This window comes from Reichenbachiella sp. (assembly GCF_039941815.1).
GTDB lineage: Bacteria > Bacteroidota > Bacteroidia > Cytophagales > Cyclobacteriaceae > Reichenbachiella.
Genome location: NZ_JBDVDW010000061.1, coordinates 237,641 through 262,394, shown reverse-complemented (window position 1 = coordinate 262,394; position 24,754 = coordinate 237,641). Strand labels below are relative to the sequence as shown.

Sequence of the window (24,754 nt, the reverse complement as noted above, 5' to 3'; positions counted from 1 at the left end):
GGAGAGAGGTCAGGTGGTCCCAGCTATTCATAATAAACGAGTTATCCCATTTGTACGACTCATGACGACCGTGATGGCTCAATAAACTATTATTAGTGCACACCTATGCATCAATGCGGATCTGCCTTATGGCCTCTTAGACTTGATGATTTGCTTCGCCCTTAGTCATAGATTTATTTGCTCTGGTGCTGAAATAATTAATCTCAGTGGCCGTACGTGGTAAAGATCGTCTCTGTCTCGTTCTGATCCAGTTGCATTAATTCCATCAGTAAAATCGGTAGCTTTTGCTTCCTAACTACTACTGCCGATACCATAGACAGGCTCCTACGTGGAATGGGTACCAATGAGTTAGAGGCAACAGCTCGCTGCCATTCTACTCAACAGATTGAGTGGCTTATCCTTTTCTGTATCTCAATGTACCTTGTTCGATCGGTATAAACGCTTTGACCAGAATACTGAATATAAAAAAGCCCATGGCCCAAATACCTAATGTGACTCCTATTTCGATCCACGTAGGGGCATACTCGACTATATCTCCCCACGGACCGGGAATAAATCCGGGAATGATCAATCCCATACCTTTTTCAATCCAGACAGCTACGAAAATCAAAATGCACGCAATATTTAGCCATTTTAAATCCTTTCGCAGTAAGTGAATCGTAAGAATAGTTGTGGCGATCACATTCATTGAAATGGACGTGTAGATCCAAGGCATAAGCGCATTTTTCCCATCAAGTCCGAAATAGAGATATACTGCACTTATACTATGATGAGTAGGGGCGTAGAATTCTTTGAAAAGCTCACTGATCAGCATAATTAAGTTGACCTGGGCAGCTACCGTCACCACCAGAGATATTTTCCGGATGGTAGTATTCGCAATGGAATAGGAAGAGTTGTTTTTGATTACCTGCAATGCGAGTATAATGAGTGCAGGGCCGGCCGCAAAGGCTGATGCTAAAAATCTGGGGCCCAGCAATGCATTATTCCAGAACGAACGGGCAGGTAAGCCAGCATATAAGAAGGCCGTGACCATGTGTATACCTACTGCCCAAAATACGGACAATAATACGCCAGGTAGATAAAAACTCTTATGCGGTTCTTTACCCTGGTACTTCTTCATAAGGATATATAGCGGTATGGTAATGTTCAGGAAAAGGTACCCATTGAGAACGATTACATCCCAAGATAGCATGGAGCTGGGAAAATTGAATGTACCAATTCCGGGGATTAGATGCCATGCATTAGCAGGGCCACCCAAATCTACAGTCACAAAAGCCAAACACATGATTAAGGCGGCTACTGCCATACCCTCACCAATCAATACTGCCCTGGAAAAATCTATGTCTTTCAGCACGTAAGTGGGTATTACCAGCATAACCGCCGCTGCGGCCACCCCAACTAAAAACGTGAAATTTGAAATGTAGAGGCCCCAACTCACTCTGTCTGACATTCCGGTTACAATCAATCCCTCTGTTATCTGAATGGAATAGCAATACGCACCCAATAGCATGAACAACGTCAGTGCTCCCATCCAAATATGGTATTTGGTATTGCCTGTAGTGGCCGAAGCAAGGCCGTCTTTCATCAAACTGAAAAATATTTTTATCTGTGTCATAAGTTCTGCCGATTACAATTAATTAGTCCATGAAATACCAAAACTTAGGTTCAGTGCCCAAATCCTCTTTGAGTCTGAATACTTTTTTGTTGGCCAAGACCCATCGAATTTCACTTTTGGGGTCAAGAAGATTGCCGAAGATTCGAGCGCCGGTAGGGCAAGCTTCTACACATGCCGGGTTTTTTCCTTCTCGAGATCGCTGAATACAAAAGGTGCATTTCTCCATCACCCCTTTTTTTCTTAATCTATTACCCAGATAATGTTGATTGTCATTTACTTCTTCCTCTGGTACTTCAGGGGTTGACCAGTTAAACCTTCGCCCATCGTACGGACAGGCAGCCATGCAATATCTACATCCGATGCACCAGTCATAATCTATCACAACTATCCCGTCTTTCTCCTTCCAGGTGGCCTTCACAGGGCAGACGTCAACGCATGGTGGGTTTTCACAATGAAAACATTGAGTCCCCATATAAAAATGCCCTTCAGCTGGCACTTCATGGAAGTAATCATCTTCGGCCAAATCGAAATTCATTTGCCCATTTTCATGCTCATGTATTCGGATGTATTGCATTTGCGAACCTCGATCCTGATTATTTTCCTGGACACAGGCATTCACGCAATCCATATAGCCCTGACATTTTGAAATATTAAAGGCGTATCCATAGAGGACGTCTTCCTGTGGGCCCTGAGCAGATATGGAGGTGTGTTTGGCATTATTTAATTCGTACAACCTTTCCAATCGCTTGACGGTGCCTTCTTTCTCATCATCTGTCATGAGCTGATAGTTGCCTTTAAAATATTCCTCCCATTCTAGTTCTTTCTTTTCTTTTGTGGAATCAGAGGCCGTCACACTACACGAACTATTTACCAATCCAGCACCTGCAAGCAAACCAGCGGTCAAAGATTTCAACATATTTCTTCGGTCAGTGTGCTTATTGAGTTTTTGATCAATGCCATCTGGTTTTGAACCACAGCCACAATTACCTGATCCACAAGATGTATTTTCATTTGATGTGTTGTCCATAATATTCTAATCTTTGGATTGTTCCTTTAGTTTAACTGTATTTAATCGGGCAGGCCACTTTGATTCAAATGCGGGACTGTGAGGGTTATGACAATTTACACAAGAGTTGATCACCTTCGGTGGGGCCCATCCACCAAGTCGTTTTCCATGAGCTCCTCCTTGCCAATCTTTATATTGAGAGGAGTGACACTGCGCACAAAGCTTATAACTGTGATTCAGACTTATTGCTTTGCCAGTTATTGATTTTAGGTGAGTTACATTCTTTTCACTATGACAGGTGGTGCATTCCATGACATTGGCATTGGCATGTGTCATTTTGATATTCCAATGGGCGTTTTTTACTTTTTCTGCATCTGTTATTTTGAGCTCATCTAATGCTTTTGAATGGCAATTATTACATGGAAATGAAGTAATTAAATTCGTTCGCTTTGGAATATAAAATTCCTGATCAGGCACCTCGGCTAGTACTTTTTCCAGACCCTTGAAGTAGTCTTCTGTAGTCACCTCGTATTGAATGCTATCGACGCTCTTAGCATTTAACTTATGATTAATAGTCTGATGACCCTCATGCTGCCCATCCTCCTTATGTCCACAGGATGAACAACAAGTAATGATAACGGATATCCAAATCGTGGACATAATCTTTGTGTACATCATATCATTTAGGTTTTCTGAAGAATTGATCCGTGCTGTCCCACTTTAATCGCATAGTGCTGAATTCCTGTACTGGCACATGGCATTGACGACAATTAATTCTTAAGGCATGGGTAACTTTAATTTCTTTTGGTGCCGCTGGTCCGGCATGGCATGCCAGACAGTTTTCTCGCATCTGAAGCGTGTGCGGAATTACCGGAGGACTGCCTTCCAAAGCACTTCCCTTGATCGAGGGGTGAGAAATTTTCTCCCAATTGATTCTCTTGAACAGACTCTTGGTCTTCGGTGCCACATGGCATTGCCTACAATTCATCATTTCTGGGTGAGGTGTGACAGGAGCATAGGCTTTGAACTGGTCAACGTAGCCGCCATTCTCATGACATTGTAGACAAGAATTTCCACCGATACCTGTTTCACTTAATAGTGCATGAGGTATAGTGGGCGGTGCACCTAGGTAGGCACGATTCATATAATAGTCTGCTAGTTTACGAGCTCTACTTTCATTACCAGGCATATTTTCATAGTCCAGAGCAAATTCTGATCTTCTGAATACACCGCTTTCTGTAGGCAGAGAAGGGCTATATTCTTCTGGCTCAAAATGCAAATTAGCCTCTTCACGTCCCGACTCCAGAGATATGTCAATGATGACAATAGCAGAAATCATCAGTGCTATACAAAGAGAAATAATTACAAATCGATTTTTCATATTTTCTGATTTATGCTTTCTCTACTTTAATCGCACATTTCTTATAATCTGGCTGCTTTGAAATTGGACAAAAGGCATCCAGGGTCAACTCATTGATTAGTTTTCCTTCATCAAAGAATGGCACAAAGACGTGTCCTCGCACTGGTTTTCCACGCTCGTTTACCGATGCTGGCAATTCAATTTGCCCCCTTCTGGAGATCAATCTGACCGTATTACCGTTTTTGATCCCCATTGCTTTGGCGTCATCCGGATTTAACTCAACGTATGCCTTGGGTACTGCCTGATGCAATACAGGAATTCTTCTTGTCATTGAGCCAGTATGCCAATGTTCGATGACCCTGCCGGTATTCAACAGGAATGGGTACTCGCCGTCCTGCTCTTCGGGTGCGGGTTCATAAGGCCGAGACCAAATCCAAGCCTTGCCATCAGGTTTGCCATAAAAATCATATGACTCTCCCTTACAAGCCGGATCATACTTAGCATGGAATCTCCATTTTGTGCTCTTCCCATTTACGAATGGCCATTGTGCACCTGGCTGACTTTTCAATACCTCATACGGAGCCATTCCGTGTTTTTCTCCTTTATGGAATAGAGAATATTCCTCCCATATTTTTGGAATATGCTCCTCATAGCTCCATGGAAATAACTTTTCGTATCCCATTCTACGTGCGACCTCAATGATTTGCCACGTATCACTCATCGCCTCGCCTGGCGCATCTATGAGCTGGTCAAAGTGTTGCGTTCTCCGTTCAGAGTTTCCGTACATTCCTTCGCGCTCTATCCACATGGCTGACGGCAAGATCACATCTGCAATGTCCGTAGTGGGAGTAGGGTAGACGTCAGATACTACAATGAATCTATCTTCTTTTAAGGCGCCCTCACGATATCGATTAAGTTTCGGCATGGTCACCATTGGATTGGTGACTTGAATCCACATAAAACGCACTTCACCACGATCTAGGGCTCTAAACATTTCTACTGTATGCAAAGTTGGTTTTGGCTGAATGTTTTCTATCGGAACCTTCCAAATTTCAGCAGCCATCTTGCGGTCTTTTTCGTTCATTACCACACCATGGGGTAGCTTATGGGTAAGCGTGCCTACTTCCCTCACTGTACCACAGGCACTTGGCTGACCAGTAAGCGAAAAAGGGCTATTCCCTGGCGTAGATATTTTACCTACCAAAAGGTGAATGTTATAAACAAGATTATTGATCCAGGTCCCTCTCGTATGTTGATTCATTCCCATGCACCAAAATGAGGTCACCTTTGTATTTGGGTTTCCATAGAGTGAGGCAAGAAATTTTATATCCTTCGCCGAAACACCAGTGAGTTCCTCTATGTCTTCCGGCTTATAATCTTTTAGAAATTCTTTGTACTCAGCCATATCAATACCGGTGGCCTCATCTTTGAAGTTGAATTTTTCCTCAAGACCGTATCCGATATTTGTTTTTCCTTTTTTAAAGGAGCAATGCTTACTTACAAACTCTTGATCAACCCATCCATTATTAATTATCTCATAGCAAATGGCGTTGGCTATGGCAAGGTCAGTCTGAGGCTTGAAAAGAATAGACCTGTCCGAAGCCGTACTTGTTCTAGTAGTTCTGGTGGCTAGATCAATAATCTTAACATTGCTTCTATTTAAGCGATTGTCTAATAAGCGGGAAAATAGCACAGGGTGCATTTCAGCCATATTGTTGCCCCACAGTACAAACACATCGGCGTGATCTATGTCTTCGTAGCAGCCCATGGGTTCGTCCATGCCAAATGAGGTCAGGAATCCTGTGACAGCGCTGGCCATGCACAGGCGGGCGTTCGCCTCCAAATTGTTGGTACCGATCGCACCTTTCATGAATTTTGAAGCCACATATCCATCAGGGATCGTCCATTGGCCCGATCCATACATTGATACGGCATCTTTGCCATGCTTGCTAATGGTCTCTTTCATTTTTGAAGCCACCAAATCGAGCGCTTCATCCATGGAAGTTTCGACTAGCTTTCCATTCTTGCGAATGAGTGGCTTGGTCAACCTGTCCCTGGCGTATAAAGCCATGACCGAGTGGTATCCTTTTACACAGCAAAGCCCTTTATTGACCGACGAATCAGGGTCACCTTTTACCGCTACTGCCTTGCCATCCTGAAGGCCAATTTTCAATCCACAGCCTACACCACAAAATCGGCAAGGAGATTTCTTCCAGTTGATTTCGCCATCGGGAATTCCTTTTTCCTGCTCTTCCGCAAAAACTATTCCCGGGAAAATAGAAGCTGCGGCAGCCATTGCAGAGGCAGCGGCCATTTTTTTAATAAATTCTCTTCTGTTCATAGCAGTAGGTTTGTATCTAACATGGTTTATTCAAAGCCTGACACCAAAGTGTAGTGCTCAAGTTCGGTCAATGCATTAATTTTTTTCAGACAATTTTCCTCATCTGCTTCGTCAGTGGTATCCGTTACCAAGACGAGGAGCTCCTTGTTTTCTGCCGGCATTACTTCACACCATTTCAGCTCACTCAGCTTTTCGGTGAGTTTTGATTTTTCTCCTGCGTGAGGAAAAACTAAATAGCTTTTGATAGGCATTATTCTTTTTCTTTATTGATAGTAAAAAATGTTGGTTTGAAGGTTACCATAAGCCAGGACCAATTAGCATTTTCGCCCGTATCACCAGTACCTCTTAGTTGAACCAAAGTCTCTGTAGCAAACATTTGCGAATATCCAAAGCCAAAGGAAACTTCAGAAGAAAGTTTGTAGCCAGCCGTAAAATCGATTTCAGTGCCAAGTGATTTTTTCATACCGGTATTGCCAGTCACATCTGTGGGATCGATTACCTCTCCAACTGTGGAAAATAAGTGAGCTTTAAATCCTACATTGAATTTATCAGTTAATTTTCCTTTATAGCCAAAGTTAAAATCATTTAAACCGACACTCCCTATATGATTCCCTACATAGAAATAGTCCATCAGGCCGTTGAATTTATGATTAGTACCGAAATAAGGATTAAAAGCGAGGTTTTTGTTTAATTCTGGATCCACCTGATCATTACCCGATATATGCTCAAAACCAACGAGAGCTGTATGTTTTGAGGCCAGTGTATATCCAGCATCTATACTATATAATAAACCCTTTACCGTAGTAGTGCCATCTGTCATATCACCAAACTGACCATATATAGTTGCATTCGCCGATAGTGCATCCTTCTTATAAGTGACTCGACCTCCGAGTGTCTGTTGAAAATAAGTTTTTTCATCATTAGTAGCTAGGCTACCTCCTTGATTACCCAAATTCAAAAACAGTAGGCTGGCATTCATATCGCCAAAGGATTGATTCAGCCATAGATATTGAAAGCTTTTGTAGCTTTTTGCAACAGAATAATAATTGCCTGCAAGCGAAGCACCATCTTGATTGTATGCCAAGCCCAGATGTATCTTAGTGTAATCCTTAATCATCTGCACAATAGCGGCATCGTGGCTACGTGCCTGCTGAGCCCATTGTACGCTCCCAAAAATACGCTGATCGTCAAGATTAATTTCTTGCCGGCCTAATTTCAAACCAAGCCATTCGTTAAGTTTTATTTTTCCCCATGCCTCGTGGATAGTGGTCGTACTACCGTCAGCTATGATCAGCTGCGATTGGCTACCCCAGACTCTTACATCCTGAATCACGAATTTGATATCGTAAGCGTCGCTCTTATAATCAAAGTTTAATCTGACCCGCTGATCAATAAAAGTGGCAGCCACCTGATTTGGATTGGGTAGTGCCTGGAATCCATGTCGATACTCAGCTCTGGGTCTGTATTCTCCAGACAAGGTGAACTGTGCGTTCACATTTGAAATAGTAAAAAGTACTACTCCTAAAATTGCTATTAGATTCCTCATTATAAATATGGTTGTAGTCCTGAGTTAAATTGAAGACAAAGTTGAAAACAAAGACTTTCAGTATTAGTGAGATCGAGCAATTTGTAACATGACAAAAATCATGATTTAAAAATGATTTATATTTTATATTCAAAAGGCGATTTAAGCCTTAGATCAAGTCTACTGCCTAGAAGCTGGATGAGTGCTAATAAATTGACCTTGGCCAATTCCGACAAGTGATGTAAAAAGATGGTCTGTCTGACGAACCTGTTTGACTGCCTCTCCGAGCTGAAATACGGCCAGCGCATAGAGTGAACTATGGTTGTAATGGGTGATCACATTGAAAAATCCAGATAACTATTTAATGAAATTTCGCTCAGAACTTGGATACACAGGTGACTGGAAGAAGGGCAAAAGGCACGGTGTTGGGACATATGTACGGAAGAATGATCAGGGATATGTAAGAGAATAGACTGAAGGTTTTTTGAATGGAGCGGTAATAGTTCGCTCAAAAGAGAGAGTAATCCTTGAAACCTATATTTATGAAAAAATATTAGACCCGAGTGATTCCCCAATGAAATATAAACAATCGGCTAAACCGCGATTAAATCACGATCAACCTTGATAGGTAAAATATAAGATTGGTTGAGAATTATATTTTATGAAATCTCTTAAAATTACTCATAATCCAACTTTGAATTAATGAATCGTTGTTCTAGATTTGCACCTCGAAAATTAATAGCAGAACAATGGCTGTAACCAGATTAAAAAGAAAAGGAAGAAGAAATAAAGTGGTAGCAAAGGGCAAAGTTGCCCGTATTCAGAGATTGAATGCGTCACCTACCATTAAGCAAGTAGATATAGAGCAGTTGAAAGAAGAATTCAAATCTAATGCTGCAAAGGGAGCTAAAACTGCTAAGAAAGAAGAAAAAGCAGAAGCACCAGAGGCTGCCGTAGTGGAAGCACCTGTTGAGAAAGCTGCTCCTAAGAAAAAAGCCGCTCCTAAGAAGGATGCTGACGCCAAAGACACAAAGCCTGAGGCAAAAAAAACAGCAACAAAAAAGCCAGCAGCCAAGAAGCCTGCAGCTAAAAAGGCCGCTCCTAAAAAGGAAGACAAAGAAGAGAAATAATGAGCATCTAGCTTACACTAAGAGAACCACGCTCACACCAGCGTGGTTTTTTTGTGTCCAATCCTTTCAGAATACTTCCCTAAATTTACGTCCGGAGCGCATATTAATATTCTCCTGATATAGCTGGGAAAATGTAATTGCCTAAGTTCTTGCCTTATCCAAATAATCAACTGTAACGAATGCCAATGGATCAGTCTATCTATTTTCACTCTGTGCAAGTATCTTCAAAAGACTGTACAAAACATAAAACCATCAAACTACCGAACCTGCTTGATCATATGCAAGAGGCCGCCTGGTCAAATGCCATTGCACTTGGGTTTTCAACCATTGATTTGATGGAGAATGGTATCACCTGGGTGATGAATCGAATGCGTACCGAAATTTACCGTCTGCCCAATCACAAAGAGAAGATAAGGATAGAAACCTGGCCAGCCGGAATGGATAAATACTTTACCAAGAGGGATTTCAGGGTATGGGGAGAAGATAATCAGCTCCTTGTCGAGGCTACCTCCAACTGGGTTGTGATGGATGTCACGACCAGAAAACTTATTACCATACCGGATTACATCAAAGACGCTGATTTTGTTGTAGATAGAGACAATGTTAGCCCAATTATGGAGAAGTATAAATACGAGGATAAGCGCACGGATCGAAGTCGAAATATTAGCGTCTCATGGTTTGACATTGATATCAACGATCATGTCAACAATATCAAATACTACCAGTGGCTATTAGATAGTCTGGAGGGTGAATATCTGGAAAACCATCAGCTCAGAAAAATTGATATCTCTTTCAAGCAGGAAGGAAAACATGAAGACTCCTTTGTCTCCAAATCCTATTTTGAAGTAAGCGAAAAATGCTGGTATCACTCACTAAGTCATGAGGAGACAGGAGTCGTGCATGCCACGGCAAAAAGCTGGTTTGAAAAGATGCAAAATCCTTAACAAAATTTAACAAGAAGTAGTATTCAGAATCTTGACAAATAACTGACGGCAGTCTATAATTGCAGCTCAGCATAAAATCTTATTGAAATTTAATCTGTTTTTCTATATGTCGATCGTAATTGAAAATCTGACCAAGAAGTACGGAGAACAAAAGGCGGTAAACAACATCTCGTTTGAAGTAAAAACGGGTGAAGTGGTGGGCTTTCTGGGACCTAATGGCGCAGGTAAAAGTACTACTATGAAAATGATTACTTGTTTTATGTCTCCTAGTGCTGGTGACGTGAGGCTGGATGACCTTTCCATACTCAATCATCCTGAAGAAGTAAAAAAGAAAATTGGCTACTTGCCTGAAAACAATCCACTCTATACCGATATGCCGATCGTAGAGTACCTACGATTTGTAGCTGAAATTCAGGGAGTGGAGAAATCTAAAATATCCTCGCGCATCGCTGAAATGATAGAGATGTGTGGGCTGGATCTTGAGAAGCATAAGAAGATCAACGAGCTTTCAAAAGGATACAGACAACGTGTCGGTTTGGCTCAGGCCATGATTCATGATCCTGAAGTACTCATTCTGGACGAACCCACCACTGGACTAGATCCAAATCAGATTATTGAGATCCGCAAACTCATCAAGAAGCTGGGGAAAGAAAAAACTGTAATTCTGAGTTCACACATACTCTCAGAAGTAGAGGCGACCTGTGATAGGATATTAATTATCAATAGAGGTAGAATTGTTGCGGACGGTTCCTCAGAAACCCTCAGAAAGCAATCGCAAGGCCAGGAACTGCTGACCGTACAAATTGAGGCTCCTGATACTGAAGTTAAAAACGAACTGTTGGCTTTAGATTCTGTAGAAACTGTAAATCCTGTGGAGGATAAAGAAGGCTTCTTTACCGTTCAGAGCAAGCCTGATCAGGAATCGCGTAAAGCGATATTTGACTTGTGTGTGAAAAAGAAGTGGTATCTCATGGAGATGTCAGGCATAGAAACACAGTTAGAAGATGTATTTAGAGATTTAACGAACTAAAATTTAAAGAGATGAACAAGATTTGGATAATTACCAGAAGAGAACTAGCCTCATTTTTTGATTCGTTAATCGCATACGTAATCATTATTATGTTTTTGGGTTTTACCGGCTTTTTTACCTGGCTTACTGACAATAATTTGTTTTTGATAGGACAGGCAAACTTGCAGGTGTTTTTTCAAATAAGCTTTTGGACTCTGTTTTTCTTTATTCCTGCCTTGACTATGAAAATGTTGGCAGAAGAGAATCGATCCGGGACAATAGAATTACTCAACACAAAAGCGATTTCGGACTGGGAAATTGTAGCTGGCAAATTTATGGCTTGCTTGCTTTTGGTCTTGATAGCCCTTGCGTGTACACTTCCTTATTATATCACTGTGAGCCAGTTGGGATCGGTTGATCATGGCGCAATTGTCGGAGGATATATGGGACTTTTATTGCTGTCCGCGGGATATATAAGCCTGGGTCTTTTTGCCAGTTCGATTACCAACAATCAAATTGTTGCTTTTCTGATTGCTCTGCTTATTGGAATATTTTTTCAGCTACTATTCGATATTATGGGATTTAGCCTTAGGGGAGGTGTAGGCAACGTGCTGAATTACTTAAGTATGCGTACCCATTTCGATTCGCTTTCACGAGGAGTGATCGACAGCCGTGATTTGATCTATTTTTTCTCCGTGATTGGTGTAGGTCTGACCTTTGCTCAAGCCATGTTGTCCAAGAGAAACTGGCAATCATAAATCAGAAGAAAACTTTACGACAACGCTTAAAGAACAATAAACATGAAGAAAAATACTGTAATAATCAGATTAATGGTGTTTGCACTCATACTTGTAGTGCTAAACATGATTTCTTCGAAGCTCTATTTTCGATTGGACTTCACAGAAGACCAACGTTACACGCTGAGCAAGGCTACCAATGATATTCTAACCAATCTTGAAGATGTGATCACGGTAAAAGCCTACTTCTCGGAGGACCTTCCTACTCAACTCATCAGCAACAGACAGGATTTTGAAGACCTACTACTAGAATATGAAAACAGGAGCGAGGGAAATATAGTATATGAATTCATCAGCCCCAATGAAAGCGAGGAATTGGAAACACAGGCTCAGCAGAATGGGATTCAACCGATCATAATTAATGTGTCTGAAAAAGATCAGGTACAGCAGCTCAAGGCATACATGGGAGCAGTAATAATGATGGGAGATCGCAAGGAAATAATTCCTGTGGTCCAACCCGGAGTAGACATGGAATACGGACTAACCACATCAATTAAAAAGCTCTCAGTTGTGGAAAAGCCGAAAATAGCGCTACTACAGGGGCATGGCGAGCCTACCATTCAGGAAGTTGCTCAGCTAGCACAACAGTTATCAGTACTCTATGAAGTAGAAACTCTCAATCTGTTGGAAAAAACGGAAGTGCCTTCCAATGTCAAGACGCTGGCCATCATCAACCCTGGTGATACCATATCTTCACTTGAGTTATCCAGAATAGATGCTTTCATGGGCAAAGGAGGTGCGGTCTTCCTTGCCTATTCAAATATGAATGGAGATTTGCAAACAGGCAGATTGAGCAAAGGCAATGACATAGGATTGGAAAATTGGCTTGCTGGCAAACGAATAGCTATGGGTAGTCAATTCGTGGTAGATGATCAATGCAATCCCGTGTGGATACAGCAAAATAACGGAGTCTTTTCTTATCGATCGCAGGTTAAATTCCCTTACTTCCCGGTAGTCAATAGCTTTCCTGAGCACCCGACCACCAATGGGTTAGAATCAATTGCTTTACCGTTTGTCAGTGCGCTCAACTTTCAGCCAGTTGATAGTACCTTAATCTTCACGCCCCTAATGACCTCTTCAGAACGATCTGGACTGGCACCTACACCTTCTGGTATTGATATACAAAAACAGTGGGGGCCAAGTGACTACCAATCTGGCCCGCAGACACTAGCTGCTGCCGTTGAAGGTACTTTGGTAGGAAATATGTCGTCAAAGCTTATCGTCATAGCCAACGGACAATTTATCATCAATGGGAATCCACCACAGCAAATCAGCGAGGACAATGTGAATTTCGCCTCCAATACTATAGACTGGTTGTCAGACGATACAGGGCTGATTGATCTAAGAACAAAAGGCATTACAAACCGTCCACTTGAGACTTTGGAAGACGCTACGCGTGAGATGCTGAAATATGGAAACGTAGTCATTCCTATTCTTTTGGTTTTTCTCTATGCATTTGTCAGACGACAACAGCACATGAGCAGAAAGCAGCAGTGGATGGAAGGAAATTATTAATCAGATAAGACATGAAACGTATATCTAACATCAAACTAATCGGCATACTGGCAATTCTAAGTGCACTGTACTTTGTCATAGATTTTACCGGAAGTAGAAAAAGGAGCAAAACACTTAAGTCCGAGCTGGTTGAAATTGATACAGCTAAAGTGTCAAAGATCCTGGTTGAGTCAAATACAGGAAGTAAAGTAGAGCTGGAAAAAATAGGAGGGGAATGGGAGCTTGCACTTAACGATGGCAAGAGAGTAGTCGCCAGCAGTAGCGCGGTGGATAATGCGCTTTATGCGCTTTTGAGTATCAAGCCAGCCAGAATGGCGACGAGATCCAAAGACAAGTGGAAAGACTATCAGGTAGATTCTACTGGTACTCGAGTGAGAGTCTTCGAAGGGGCATCGACCACTTTAGACCTCATTATTGGCCGTTTTGGAATGGAAGGACAGAGGGCTTATCATACTTTCGTAAGGCTATTCGAAGATGATGAAGTGTATGTAGCCAAGGATTTTATGGGATTCTCAGTTTCATCAGACCCATCTGCCTATAGAGATCAGGTATTGGCTAGGATCAAAAAAGATTCTATATCAAATATTACCTTCAATTACCCAGCCGATTCTTCATTCCGAATAGAAAGAGTAGGGGCACAATGGCAATCCAATGGATCGCCATTGGACTCAGCGTCTGTAGTAAAATACTTAAACGGGCTGAATTATATCTCAGGTAAATCGTTTATGGATCAAGCTTCAGAACTTGCTTCACCAGTGATGTCTGCAGCTATTGATATGAATGATGGGCAGACAATTCTTTTCGATGCCTATCAATATGAAGGCCAATGGGTAGTGCATTCTACAGACAACGAAGAAGGGTATTTCACAGACGAAAATCTGATAGATAAGATATTTATAGGTAGATCAGAGTTGTAACTTTATCAAGGCAGGTTTCGCAAAGCGAGAGTTGGATTAGTGCCAGTTCTCGCTTTTTATGTTTTTGACCGCCCTCATGATGTCTTTCTGGCTGATCTGACCTACTAGCTTTCCAGATTCATCCAATACTGGAAATCGACGAATCTTTTTATCCAAAAACATATTTGCTGCCTCGAATATATTCATGCCTGGATGTATTGTGATTACATTTTTGGCCATGTGTTCGCTCACTTTTCCATCCATAATCGGATGATTGTGATATTTACCTTTTACTACCTCTTTTAGGCAATCGCCTTCTGATATTACGCCGCAGAGTTCCTTCTGATCGTTGATCACAGGTGCACCGGATATACGATGCTTGAGTAATTGATCCACCACTTCCATCATACATTGATTGGGATGAAAAGTGATTAGTTGAGTAGACATGTAGTCTCCAACAGATACTGGTTGAAGAGCTACCGTCGTTTCCTTTTCTATTTGTACTCCTTTGTAGTTTTTGACCATATCTTATAAGGTTTGATTTACTAATAATATACTCAATTTTGAGCTCATTAGCAATTATCATACAGCACAGGATATCAAAAAAGCGAAGCCATCCGATCATTAGGGAGATTTGTAAATGATCAAATGAACTTCGCCATCACCAAGATTTTACTGATTTTTTTACCTATTCATCTCTAAGTACTTCAGATGGATTGGATATTATCACTTTATAAAAATTGCTCAGGACCGTCAGTGATGAGATGACTATAGCCAACAGTCCTGCTATGAGATAGGGCAGGAACCCTATGTTGATCCGATAAGCAAAATCATCTAGCCACCCTTCTACAAAATAGTAACTGATCGGAATGGCTGAGGCGAAAGCAATGACAATCAGAAAGAACTGCTCCTTATATCCTACAAAGAATAGTCTCAAGAAAGTAGCACCAAGCACCTTACGAATTCCGATTTCTTTCATTTTTTGTTGAGCGATAAATGAGGCCAAAGCGAATAACCCAAGGCAGGCAATGATCACTGTCAAAATAGCAAAAGTGCCCAAGATAGAACCCATATTGTTTTCCTCCTGATAAAGCTTTTTCAGCTCAACATCCAACATTTTATAGGTAAAGGGGACATTGTTGACATGTTTCTTCCAGACCTCTTCCAAATGGACGAGCGTCGCCTGATCCAAATTATTTAGGCGAATGGCCACATGACGAGTAAAGAAGTTGCCCGTGTTGCTTTGTCTATTCCTTCGGACATCCAGTGCAAATGGCCCAATAGGGGAATGCAAGGATTTATAATTGAAATCCTCTACCACACCTATGATTTTCTCATTCCCATTTCTGGTCACCATTCTTTGGCCAATTGCGTCTTCTGGATTAGAATACCCGAGGGTCTTAGCCATAGTTTTGTTTACAATCATTGAAAGCGAATCCTCTCGAGCATATTTTACAGAATAATCCCGACCAGCGATTATTTTCATTCCAAGTGATTGCACAAATTCCTCATCGACGATTAATGCAGGATAGTAGTTCCATTCGCCTGCTGTCATGCCCTCATGATTAAACTCATGATTATTGTTGTTCACCGCCAGGATATCACTCATTACCGTCACGTTTTCTACGGCCGAGTTGCTCATCAGCTGTGTACGAAACGCATCATAGGATTGACCTATCCTTGCGTTGGCCACATCGAGTACCATGATCTTATCCGCGTCGAATCCGTAATTTTTATTGTTGAGCAGCGAAAGCTGATTATAAGTCACATAAGTGAAAATAATCAAGACGATGGCAATCGTAAATTGAGCAATCACCAGTACTTTTCTCAGTACTTTTCCACTTCCCTGTGAGATCATCTTTCCCTTAAATACTACCAAAGGATCAAAAGAAGAAATAAAGAAAGCAGGGTAGACCCCGGACAAAAATCCGATCATAAAGACTATTCCAGTTAGACTTGCCAACATCGGGAGGTTAAACAACTCTTTGATGCCAATCTCCAGAGTAGGTTCCAGATAGGAGATGGATAGGAAGGAAATCCCGAGGGCAATAAAGTAAGCAATAAAAGCAATGATGATGGACTCCGCCAGAAACTGAATAATCAGTTGACTTTTAGTAGCTCCGGTAACTTTTCTAACACCAATTTCTTTTCCCCTTAGCAAAGAATACGAAGTAGACAGGTTGACAAAATTGACCATGGCGATGATCAGCAAGAACAGCGCACAAGAAGCAAAGATATAGACATACTTGATGTCGCTGTTGGGTGCCATTTCAAATTCTAAATGTGATTTGAGATGTACGTCCTCGATTGGAATCAAATAATGCGAGGTTTGATCCTTAGATCTCGGATCGTAGTATTTTTGGACGAAGTCAGGAAGCTTGGCTTCAAATTGCTCCGCGGTTACATTTTCTGCCAACTTGATGTAAGTCCATGCCGGATTCCAGACCCAGTTGCGCTGCAAAAAAGGAAAGGCATCTACTGTAGCCATAGAGTGCAGCATTTTGGTTTTAATGTGCGAAACAGAGTTTTGCCTGTACACGCCAGTGATCTCAAATTCATTCTGGAAACCTACTCTGGTGATTTTCTTGCCAAGTGGATTTTCATCACCCCAGTACTTTTTAGCCAATTCTTCTGAAATGACTGTCATTCTAGGTGCTGATAAAGCTGTTTCTTTATTGCCTTGGATCAAAGTAAAATCCAGCATGTCAAAAACAGATGAATCTGTGAAGTAGACGTGCTTTTCATTGTACAGCTCTTGGTTTTCCAATTGGATAGTGACAATGGGATTTTGAAAATCAAAAAACCGCACCATATAATCAATATCATCTGGAAAATCCTTCAGGAGAAACTTGCCCGTGTTGGGAGGGCAACTAGAAGAGTTTTCTGTGAAATTGTCACTTTTTATGACCTCCGCTACCCTATAGATTCTGTCAGAATCTTTGTGGCCGGTATCATAGCTTAATTCTTTTTTGATATATAACGTAATGAATATAAAGGCCGATAAGCTGATGGCCAATCCCAGAACATTGATAGACGAAATCAGTTTGTTCTTGGCGAGGCTTCTTAAAGTTACTTTTATGTATTCGCTTAGCATGAGTTTTGAGTTTTTTGATTAACATCTCTTACGATGATGATTACCACCCGTTATTAGTTTTACATGAATGGTAATTTTGACTAACCCAAAAACCGTTTACCTTAGTCCAATGAACAGTTCGCCTTTAGAAAAATGGCATCAGATGGTTTCTGACTTGGATGCCAGCCGTATTGAAGACCTCATAGATGAACACTGTATTTTTTATTCACCAATAGTTTTTAAACCGCAAGAAGGGAAACGATTGACCGTGATGTATTTAACCGCTGCTTATAAAATGTTCAGCGAAGCCAATGATTTTAGGTACGTCAAAGAGATAGTGCAAGGGCACGAAGCCGTGCTGGAGTTTAATGCCGAAGTGGATGGTATACTCATCGATGGTATTGACATGATCACATGGAATAACACTGGCAAAATCATCGCGTTCAAAGTGATGATCAGACCGCTAAAGGCGATTGACAAAATCAAAGAGAAAATGTTTGAACAATTATCTCAAATGACCACATTTCAAAAGTTAAAACTCAAAGGAGGCATGATCTGGGATAAGTTTAAATCTTAACTGCCCATCACATCCAATACCGTCACATAGAAGTTGGGGTCCACTTTGAAAGAGTCGGGGCTGGCAAAGCTGGTGCCCTGCCAGGAAGTAGTAGGTTCGATCCAAACTTCAGTGCTATTTACATATGCTCGTATAGGCAGATTGAAACCCTCGACCACGCCAGACCACCGATATAGTACATTATTTTCCTTCAAGACATATTCAAGTACCGGAAGACTGCTTCCTCGGAGATACTGATCAAATACATATTGTAAGTCACGACCACAATTTTGGCTGATGTATCCTTCGATTTGCTGAGTAGTCACGGTCTGATGGTAAAAGGTCTCGTTGAGACCACGTAAGATTTCTCTCCATTTTTGATCATCATTCACCACTTGTCGGAGGGTGTGTAGCAGATTTGCTCCCTTAGGATACATGTCCCCTGAGCCGTGAGCATTCACGCCGTAATCCGCTATGATGGGTTCGGTATTGCTGATTCCAGCCCTCAGACCTCTGATATATTCAGCACCGGCCTCTTTGCCATAGAAGTACTCGGTAAATAGCCCCTCAGAGTAGGATGTAAAACCTTCATGCACCCACATATCCGCCATGTCCTTATAGGTTATGTTGTTGGCGAACCACTCGTGCCCGGTTTCATGAATGATAATATAGTCCCATTTCAAGCCCCATCCTGTACCAGATAAGTCCGTTCCTCTGTATCCATTTTGGTACCCATTGCCGTACGTTACAGAACTCTGATGCTCCATACCCAGATACGGGGCTTCTACCAATTTGTAGCCGTCCTCATAGAATGGATATGGGCCAAACCAATGCTCCAGAGCCTCCATTGTCCTTGGGCCATCTTTGAACTGTTGTTTAGCTTTTTTCAAATTGTCACGAAGTACATAATAGTCCATAGTCAGTGGTCCCTTTTCGCCGTCATAGATTTCATTGAAATGAACATAGTCACCCACATTGATGTTTACGCCATAGTTGTTGATAGGATTATTGACAAACCAGTGATAGGTGTTAGTTCCATTCTTATTTTTATCCACTCCACGTAGCCGACCGTTGGAGACATCCATAAGGTGCTTAGGCACAGTAATGCTCATCAGCATGCTATCGACTTCATCATACATATGATCCTTGCATGGCCACCAGACACTGGCACCCAATCCCTGACATGAGGAGGCAACAAAGTCATTGCCATTATTATCTTTGGTCCAGGTAATACCTCCATCCCAAGGTGCATTTTCTGCCACTACAGGTTGACCTGAATATTTGATAATCAAACTGTTAACATTTCCTATCTCTTGTTTTTCTTTTAGAGTTATGAAATGCGCCGGCCCCTCTTTTTTTAGTTCTAAATCAACTCCATTTTGCTCAGCGCTTTCCATTACTAAAGGCGCCTGCAAGTCGATCTGAATTACTTGATTTTCGCTGAGTACTTTGTAATCGACTCTGTTGGTACCCATTAGAGATTTAGTATTAGGGTCCACTGTGATGGCAAGATGATAGTAAGTCAAGTCCCACCAAGCTCTCTCTGGTGTGATCATTCCCCTAAGGCTATCCAGACGACTGTAGTTCGTGTCATGATTAGCTACCTTGGAAGAATCGAGGATGACGAATGAAGAAAAAGTGGTGAACAAAATGATGGCTGCTCTTTTCATTGAAGATCTTTCTTTTTAGAGTTAAAATTAGCTAGAAAAATGTATCCTGTTTTACATATCATCTTAATATGTCGATTCACAGTTTAGATGGAGAATTGAATGGATAATTGGTTGCATCTTTGCCCACAGCTCAATGAGAATTTTGCATAACTTTGAATTCTGTTTTAATTTATTGGACAGGAGGTCAATACATATCATACTTACTAACTATGCCAGCTATAAACGTCAACGGTGCGGAAATATATTACGAAATCCATGGTGTCGGGCCAGAAACTATATTATTTAGTCATGGACTTCTCATGAGTGGAAAAATGTTTAAGGCTCAGGTAGATTATTTCAAAGCAAGATATCGATGTGTGATTTATGATCATCGGGGTCAGGGTAGAAGTGAGGTGACCGAAAACGGGTACGATATGGATATGCTCACAGAAGATGCCAAATCCCTAATCAAAGAATTGAACCTTGGCCCATGTCATATGGTAGGATTGTCAATGGGAGGGTTTGTTGCCATGAGGCTTGCCGCTCGACATCGTGAATTTTTGAAATCTCTCATTTTGATAGAAACCTCAGCTGAGGTCGAGCCTAACAAACTCAAGTATAATATTCTAAAGACTGTAGTAAGCCTCTTTGGCGTAAAATCTGTGGTAAATCGCGTAATGCCCATCATGTTTGGTCAAACGTTTCTGACAGATCCTAATCGTCAGGATGAAGTCGAATATTGGCGTGGAGAAATTCTAAACAATGAAAAAACCATTACTAAGGCCGTGACTGGAGTAATCGCCCGAAATGGAGTGAGTAATGAACTGGTCAATATCACAGTACCAACATTGGTGATAGCAGGTGAAGAGGATGTAGCGACCACGTTAGAAAAAGCTAAAAATATTAAACTAAAAATCCCTCAGGCACATTTGGCGGTCATCAAAAAAGCTGGTCATTCTTCCACCATAGAAGAACCTCGACAAGTGATAGATGCCATCGAGGTCTTTCTAAATGGAGTGCATTAAACTGAATTAACGAATTATTTCGCTGGAGGTGTGATCATGATATGCGCGGCATGTGTACCAGGAAACATTAACCAGGGACCTCCCGGGACCATCGGTTTCAATGGTAACCCACTCGTCTCCTGAGTGGCCCAAGGGGTATAGACAACATACCTTAGATTGGCATTTTCAACCAATCCTGTTGTCGAGTTGTATTTGGCTTCCTTGCCATACAATACATGCAGGGTAGCAGGTCGATCAGGCATTTTTAAAGCCCCCGACTTGGCCTCGGCTTCTCTGATCTCCGAGATCTCTTTTCGAGATTTGCCTTCAGCCTTCAATGCGCGACCTCTAGCCATAAATGGGGCAAGACTTACGTGATAGCATGCAGCACTAAATCCGGCTTTCTCAGGATTGTCCGCCAGACAAATTAATTCATTCGTACCTTTTCTTAGCTCGACCAGTGCGCCAGATGAGTCGTAGCCAAGCACTGTAGCATTGTCCCTTTGTTCTTCGGGTCCTGCCTGTACAGCTGCTGATATTTGATCTTCATTAGAAAGGGTTTGTCCCAATGAAGCAGTACTGACACCTAGTATAAGCGTGATTGCAGTTATTGTTTTCATGATAAGAGTCATTGTTTAGTTACTGGAAATGTATATAAAATATTTTGTCATTCTTTTGTATTATCATCTAACCTACATACTTTACATTATAATTTTATTCTAATATAGTACAATGAAACAAGGTAAAGTAAAGTTCTTCAACGAGTCTAAAGGTTATGGGTTCGTAGTAGATGATGAAGATTCAAAAGAGTATTTCGTTCACATATCTGGTCTTATAGATCAAGTGAAAGAAGGCGATGCGGTGACTTTTGATTTAAAAGAAGGTAAAAAAGGTTTAAATGCGGTTGACGTAAAGCAAGCTTAAATTATATCTCATTTTTATTAAAGGTAGCGGCCATGCAATTAGCATGGCTTTTTTTGTTTCATACAATTCAATCACAATTTAAGGCGCTAAAGGTGCGTGAGTTGCCAAATCTCAGAGCTTGGGCAGGTCCACAATGACTGGCTACAGTTTGCAGAATTATAATTAGTTTAGCTGAAAGATAAATAGCTTGAGAATTCACATATCCATACCGTCTTCGAATCAAATGCCCTGGGTCCTCATACCAGGATTGTAGCTATTCATATCTAATGTTTATCGATTTACTCGATACTCACTTACTCGGAGAATCTGTAGATCAATACTAAAGCAATTGATCAATTACGTGTTCCAAATAGAATAGGTACATGTCAACTCTTTTATCAACAAAATCATTCTAAAATGAAAAAAATTATCGTTCTCGGTGGTGGCATGGTCGGAAGTGCCATGGCCATCGATCTTGCCAAAAAACATCAAGTCACCGTTGCGGATTTTAGCAAAACAGCACTAGACAATCTTAAAATAAAAGTCCCCAAAATTGAAGTTGTTCAGCTCGATGTTACCATCGAATCAGAACTAAAAAACATACTAAGTCCTTTTGATTTAGTGGTGTGCGCTGTCCCAGGTTTTTTAGGTTATCAAACTTTGAAGTGGATAATAGAATCCAGAAAAGATGTAGTTGACATCTCTTTTTTCCCGGAAGATGCGCTGGATCTCAGAGAGCTAGCCCAAGCCATGAAGGTGACAGCCATCGTAGATTGTGGCGTAGCGCCCGGTATGAGCAATCTGGTGCTTGGATATCATAACGAAAGCATGGAAATCGAGCAATTCGAATGTTTAGTAGGAGGTCTCCCAAAAGTAAAGAAATGGCCATTCGCTTATAAAGCACCTTTTTCACCTATTGATGTGATAGAAGAGTATACCAGGCCCGCGCGATATGTTGAAAATGGACATATCCTAATTAAGCCAGCATTATCTGATGTCGCTCAAGAAGAATTTGAAGGAGTAGGAACCTTGGAATCATTTAATTCCGATGGGCTTCGTTCGTTATTATTTACCATGGGTCATATTCCAAATATGATAGAAAAGACCTTAAGATATCCAGGACATGTTGAATACATTCAGGTTCTAAAATCAAGTGGCTTTTTTGAAACAGAAAAACTTGAGATAAACGGTGCGGCTATAAGCCCGCTTGATTTCACCTGCAAAGTGCTATTCAATGAGTGGAAGTTAGGTGAAACAGAGGAGGAGATCACTGTGATGCGCATCACAGTCTCAGGTAAAAATGACTCTGGAGATAAGGAAACAATCATTTACCACCTTCACGACGCCTATGATGAGACCACACAGACCTCATCTATGGCACGCACTACTGGATATACAGCCACAGGCACTGCAAATCTCATTTTAGAAGGCATGTTCAAAGCCAATGGTGTCTTTCCACCAGAACATGTGAGCAACCACGAAGGCTGTTTTGATTATATTCTACATTACTTGGCGGCACGTGGAGTAGCTTACCGTAAAGAGACTATTCTGGGTTAATTTAAATTCTCAAAAAGAATCTTATAGGCAATTAATAGGGTGGGGCTATTAATTGCCTAACTTTGCAGCTTATCATACCATTTTAAGATTGAATACTTTTTCAGAACTCGGGCTTGAACCACGTTTGGTCGATGCTCTTAGCGATTTAGGCATTGTTACTCCCACTCAGATTCAGCAAGAGGCCATTCCAATACTACTTGACACCATGCAGGATTTTATTGGATTGGCTCAAACAGGAACTGGAAAAACTGCAGCCTTTGGTCTGCCATTGCTACAAGTTGTAGACGAGAATTCAAGCAAGTGCCAGGCGATTGTTTTAGCACCTACCAGAGAACTAGCTCAGCAGATCGCTGAAGGATTGAAGAGCTTCGCTAAAAACAAGCCTAAACTGAAAGTAGAAGTCGTTTTCGGTGGAGCTGCAATAATCAATCAAATAAAAGCACTTAAGGCCAAACCACAAATAGTGGTGGCTACTCCTGGGAGACTGGTAGACCTGATCCAGCGAAAAGTGATCAGCATGAGTGAGTTGGACTATGTGGTACTTGACGAAGCCGATGAAATGCTTAATATGGGCTTCAAGGAAGAATTAAACAAAATTCTTGAAAAATCTCCGGAAGACAAGACCACTTGGTTGTTTTCGGCCACCATGCCCTCGGCCATCAAAAACATCGTCAACACTTACATGAATAACCCGAAAGAGGTGTCAGTGAAAAGTGGTGTAGAAGTGAATAAAAATATTTCTCATCAATACCTGGTAGTTCGAGTTAGTGATAAACTGGAAGCCATTAAAAGAGTACTTGATGTAAATCCGAGTTTTTATGGTATTGTGTTTTGCAGAACCAAGATCGATACACAAAACTTGGCAGATGATATTGGACGTGCAGGGTACCGAGCAGAAGCTTTGCACGGTGATCTTACTCAGAAACAGAGAGATTCGGTGATGAAGAAATTCAAAGATCGAACCTTGACTATGTTGGTTGCCACAGACGTAGCTGCCAGAGGAATAGACGTCAATGACGTCACGCATGTAATCCATCATCGACTCCCAGACGAACTGGAATTCTATACTCATAGAAGTGGTAGAACAGCCAGAGCGGGTAAAAAAGGAATATCGATTGCACTGGTGAGCAAAGGAGAGGTGCGTAGAGTTGGGGAAATTGAAAAACGACTTAAAATTAAGTTTGAGAAAGAATTAATTCCAACTGCAGATGAAGTTAGATCCTCTCGCATGGACAATTCGCTTAAGCTAATTGCAGACTACGAAATCAAAACGGACTTACCTCAGGATCTTCAAGAACAAGCACAAAGCATGTTTGCTGATTTATCCAAGGAAGATTTAGTCGATAAACTATTGGCACTGGAACTTTCAAAAGTAAGCATTTCAAACTCAGGAGACCTTAATCAAACTGAAAATAGCAAGTCATCAAGGGAAGGTAGAAGTGGATCCGGATCATCAAGCAAACATGACCGACTTTATATCAATCTTGGTAAGATCGATGATATTTCTAATGCCGAAATGCTTCACATGATTTGCGATATCTCAGGAGCCAATAAATCTCAGATCGGAAAGATTGAAATCCAGCAGAAAAGAACTTATATCGAAGTCGAGAAGGAAGCCTCGACCAAGGTGATTAGCAAGTTTAAAGGCTACGAGTTCGAGGGAAGAGAGATCAGAGTTAATAAGGATGATTCTCCTCCTAAAACGGCGTATACAAAACAGCGTGGATACCAGGATAGAAAACGCAGAAATTCAAAAGGCTCGAGACCAGGCGGTGGCTCTGGTGGAGGCGGCGGTCGCCGAAGACGATAATTTATTCCCGAAAATTGCATTATCTTGTTGCATACAACGGTTTAATTCAAATTGAATTGAATAA

At 41.4% G+C, this 24,754-nt stretch carries 23 protein-coding genes; 12 read left to right on the top strand and 11 right to left on the bottom strand.

Translation table 11 applies throughout. The features are described from left to right. Nucleotides 1-394: 394 nt before the first annotated feature. From dsrP to ABJF11_RS15140, 7 genes are read right to left on the bottom strand one after another with little or no spacing between them, the layout of a single operon-like run. Complete coding sequence (dsrP, locus tag ABJF11_RS15170; RefSeq protein WP_348120804.1) at nucleotides 395-1,585, bottom strand: sulfate reduction electron transfer complex DsrMKJOP subunit DsrP; 1,191 nt, start codon at nucleotides 1,583-1,585, stop codon at nucleotides 395-397. A 52-nt stretch (nucleotides 1,586-1,637) separates the two neighbouring features. Then, entirely contained in the window at nucleotides 1,638-2,642 is a 1,005-nt protein-coding gene (dsrO, locus tag ABJF11_RS15165; RefSeq protein WP_348120801.1) for a sulfate reduction electron transfer complex DsrMKJOP subunit DsrO, read from the bottom strand. 6 nt (nucleotides 2,643-2,648) lie between these two features. After that, nucleotides 2,649-3,299, bottom strand: a complete 651-nt coding sequence (locus ABJF11_RS15160) for a hypothetical protein (RefSeq protein WP_348120799.1) — start codon at nucleotides 3,297-3,299, stop codon at nucleotides 2,649-2,651. Nucleotide 3,300: 1 nt separating this feature from the next. Further along, the gene (locus ABJF11_RS15155) at nucleotides 3,301-4,002 is read right to left on the bottom strand and encodes a cytochrome c3 family protein (RefSeq protein ID WP_348120798.1); all 702 of its coding nucleotides are present in this window, start codon (nucleotides 4,000-4,002) and stop codon (nucleotides 3,301-3,303) included. Between the two features lie 10 nt (nucleotides 4,003-4,012). Beyond that, nucleotides 4,013-6,322, bottom strand: coding sequence for a molybdopterin-dependent oxidoreductase (locus ABJF11_RS15150; RefSeq protein WP_348120797.1), 2,310 nt, complete (start codon nucleotides 6,320-6,322; stop codon nucleotides 4,013-4,015). A 26-nt stretch (nucleotides 6,323-6,348) separates the two neighbouring features. After that, nucleotides 6,349-6,573 carry a hypothetical protein gene (locus ABJF11_RS15145; RefSeq protein ID WP_348120795.1) on the bottom strand — a complete coding sequence of 75 codons (225 nt, stop codon included), beginning with the start codon at nucleotides 6,571-6,573 and terminating at the stop codon, nucleotides 6,349-6,351. Further along, on the bottom strand, nucleotides 6,573-7,868 hold the full coding sequence (locus ABJF11_RS15140; protein ID WP_348120794.1) for an alginate export family protein: 1,296 nt from the start codon (nucleotides 7,866-7,868) through the stop codon (nucleotides 6,573-6,575). The genes ABJF11_RS15145 and ABJF11_RS15140 overlap by 1 nt, the downstream gene beginning before the upstream one ends. A gap of 343 nt (nucleotides 7,869-8,211) precedes the next feature. Between ABJF11_RS15140 and ABJF11_RS15135 the strand changes: the two genes are divergently transcribed. From ABJF11_RS15135 to ABJF11_RS15105, 7 genes are all read left to right on the top strand, one after another. Then, nucleotides 8,212-8,319 carry a hypothetical protein gene (locus tag ABJF11_RS15135; RefSeq protein ID WP_348120792.1) on the top strand — a complete coding sequence of 36 codons (108 nt, stop codon included), beginning with the start codon at nucleotides 8,212-8,214 and terminating at the stop codon, nucleotides 8,317-8,319. Nucleotides 8,320-8,596: 277 nt separating this feature from the next. After that, on the top strand, nucleotides 8,597-8,977 hold the full coding sequence (locus ABJF11_RS15130; protein WP_348120790.1) for a hypothetical protein: 381 nt from the start codon (nucleotides 8,597-8,599) through the stop codon (nucleotides 8,975-8,977). A 185-nt stretch (nucleotides 8,978-9,162) separates the two neighbouring features. Then, on the top strand, nucleotides 9,163-9,921 hold the full coding sequence (locus tag ABJF11_RS15125; RefSeq protein ID WP_348120788.1) for an acyl-ACP thioesterase domain-containing protein: 759 nt from the start codon (nucleotides 9,163-9,165) through the stop codon (nucleotides 9,919-9,921). A 106-nt stretch (nucleotides 9,922-10,027) separates the two neighbouring features. Continuing rightward, entirely contained in the window at nucleotides 10,028-10,951 is a 924-nt protein-coding gene (locus tag ABJF11_RS15120; RefSeq protein WP_348120786.1) for an ATP-binding cassette domain-containing protein, read from the top strand. Nucleotides 10,952-10,962: 11 nt separating this feature from the next. Beyond that, nucleotides 10,963-11,688 carry an ABC transporter permease gene (locus ABJF11_RS15115; protein WP_348120785.1) on the top strand — a complete coding sequence of 242 codons (726 nt, stop codon included), beginning with the start codon at nucleotides 10,963-10,965 and terminating at the stop codon, nucleotides 11,686-11,688. Between the two features lie 42 nt (nucleotides 11,689-11,730). Then, a complete protein-coding gene (locus ABJF11_RS15110; protein ID WP_348120783.1) occupies nucleotides 11,731-13,242 on the top strand; it encodes a Gldg family protein in 1,512 nt (503 codons plus the stop codon). Between the two features lie 11 nt (nucleotides 13,243-13,253). Beyond that, entirely contained in the window at nucleotides 13,254-14,159 is a 906-nt protein-coding gene (locus tag ABJF11_RS15105) for a DUF4340 domain-containing protein (protein WP_348120781.1), read from the top strand. A 36-nt stretch (nucleotides 14,160-14,195) separates the two neighbouring features. On the opposite strand, the gene ABJF11_RS15100 is transcribed toward ABJF11_RS15105, so the two are convergent. After that, complete coding sequence (locus tag ABJF11_RS15100) at nucleotides 14,196-14,663, bottom strand: CBS domain-containing protein (protein WP_348120779.1); 468 nt, start codon at nucleotides 14,661-14,663, stop codon at nucleotides 14,196-14,198. Between the two features lie 163 nt (nucleotides 14,664-14,826). After that, nucleotides 14,827-17,232: an ABC transporter permease gene (locus ABJF11_RS15095; protein ID WP_348120778.1), complete on the bottom strand. Its 2,406-nt coding sequence runs from the start codon at nucleotides 17,230-17,232 to the stop codon at nucleotides 14,827-14,829. Nucleotides 17,233-17,341: 109 nt separating this feature from the next. On the opposite strand from ABJF11_RS15095, the gene ABJF11_RS15090 reads away from it, so the two are divergent. Continuing rightward, nucleotides 17,342-17,788: a nuclear transport factor 2 family protein gene (locus ABJF11_RS15090; RefSeq protein ID WP_348120777.1), complete on the top strand. Its 447-nt coding sequence runs from the start codon at nucleotides 17,342-17,344 to the stop codon at nucleotides 17,786-17,788. On the opposite strand, the gene ABJF11_RS15085 is transcribed toward ABJF11_RS15090, so the two are convergent. After that, nucleotides 17,785-19,437 (bottom strand): M1 family metallopeptidase, encoded by a 1,653-nt coding sequence (locus tag ABJF11_RS15085; protein WP_348120776.1) that lies wholly within the window; start codon nucleotides 19,435-19,437, stop codon nucleotides 17,785-17,787. The two genes, ABJF11_RS15090 and ABJF11_RS15085, sit on opposite strands and share 4 nt — an antisense overlap. A 209-nt stretch (nucleotides 19,438-19,646) precedes the next feature. On the opposite strand from ABJF11_RS15085, the gene ABJF11_RS15080 reads away from it, so the two are divergent. Further along, on the top strand, nucleotides 19,647-20,441 hold the full coding sequence (locus tag ABJF11_RS15080) for an alpha/beta hydrolase (RefSeq protein ID WP_348120773.1): 795 nt from the start codon (nucleotides 19,647-19,649) through the stop codon (nucleotides 20,439-20,441). A gap of 14 nt (nucleotides 20,442-20,455) precedes the next feature. Here the strand turns inward: ABJF11_RS15080 and ABJF11_RS15075 are convergent, their stop codons facing one another. Further along, nucleotides 20,456-21,040 (bottom strand): hypothetical protein, encoded by a 585-nt coding sequence (locus ABJF11_RS15075; RefSeq protein WP_348120772.1) that lies wholly within the window; start codon nucleotides 21,038-21,040, stop codon nucleotides 20,456-20,458. 112 nt (nucleotides 21,041-21,152) lie between these two features. Here ABJF11_RS15075 and ABJF11_RS15070 point away from each other — a divergent pair, with 112 nt between their 5' ends. The 3 genes from ABJF11_RS15070 (at nucleotide 21,153) to ABJF11_RS15060 (ending at nucleotide 24,690) form a co-directional block, all read left to right on the top strand. Beyond that, nucleotides 21,153-21,344 (top strand): cold shock domain-containing protein, encoded by a 192-nt coding sequence (locus tag ABJF11_RS15070; protein ID WP_348120771.1) that lies wholly within the window; start codon nucleotides 21,153-21,155, stop codon nucleotides 21,342-21,344. Between the two features lie 396 nt (nucleotides 21,345-21,740). Next, the gene (locus ABJF11_RS15065) at nucleotides 21,741-22,880 is read left to right on the top strand and encodes a saccharopine dehydrogenase C-terminal domain-containing protein (RefSeq protein WP_348120770.1); all 1,140 of its coding nucleotides are present in this window, start codon (nucleotides 21,741-21,743) and stop codon (nucleotides 22,878-22,880) included. 88 nt (nucleotides 22,881-22,968) lie between these two features. After that, nucleotides 22,969-24,690, top strand: a complete 1,722-nt coding sequence (locus ABJF11_RS15060; RefSeq protein ID WP_348120769.1) for a DEAD/DEAH box helicase — start codon at nucleotides 22,969-22,971, stop codon at nucleotides 24,688-24,690. The last annotated feature ends 64 nt before the right edge of the window (nucleotides 24,691-24,754 follow it).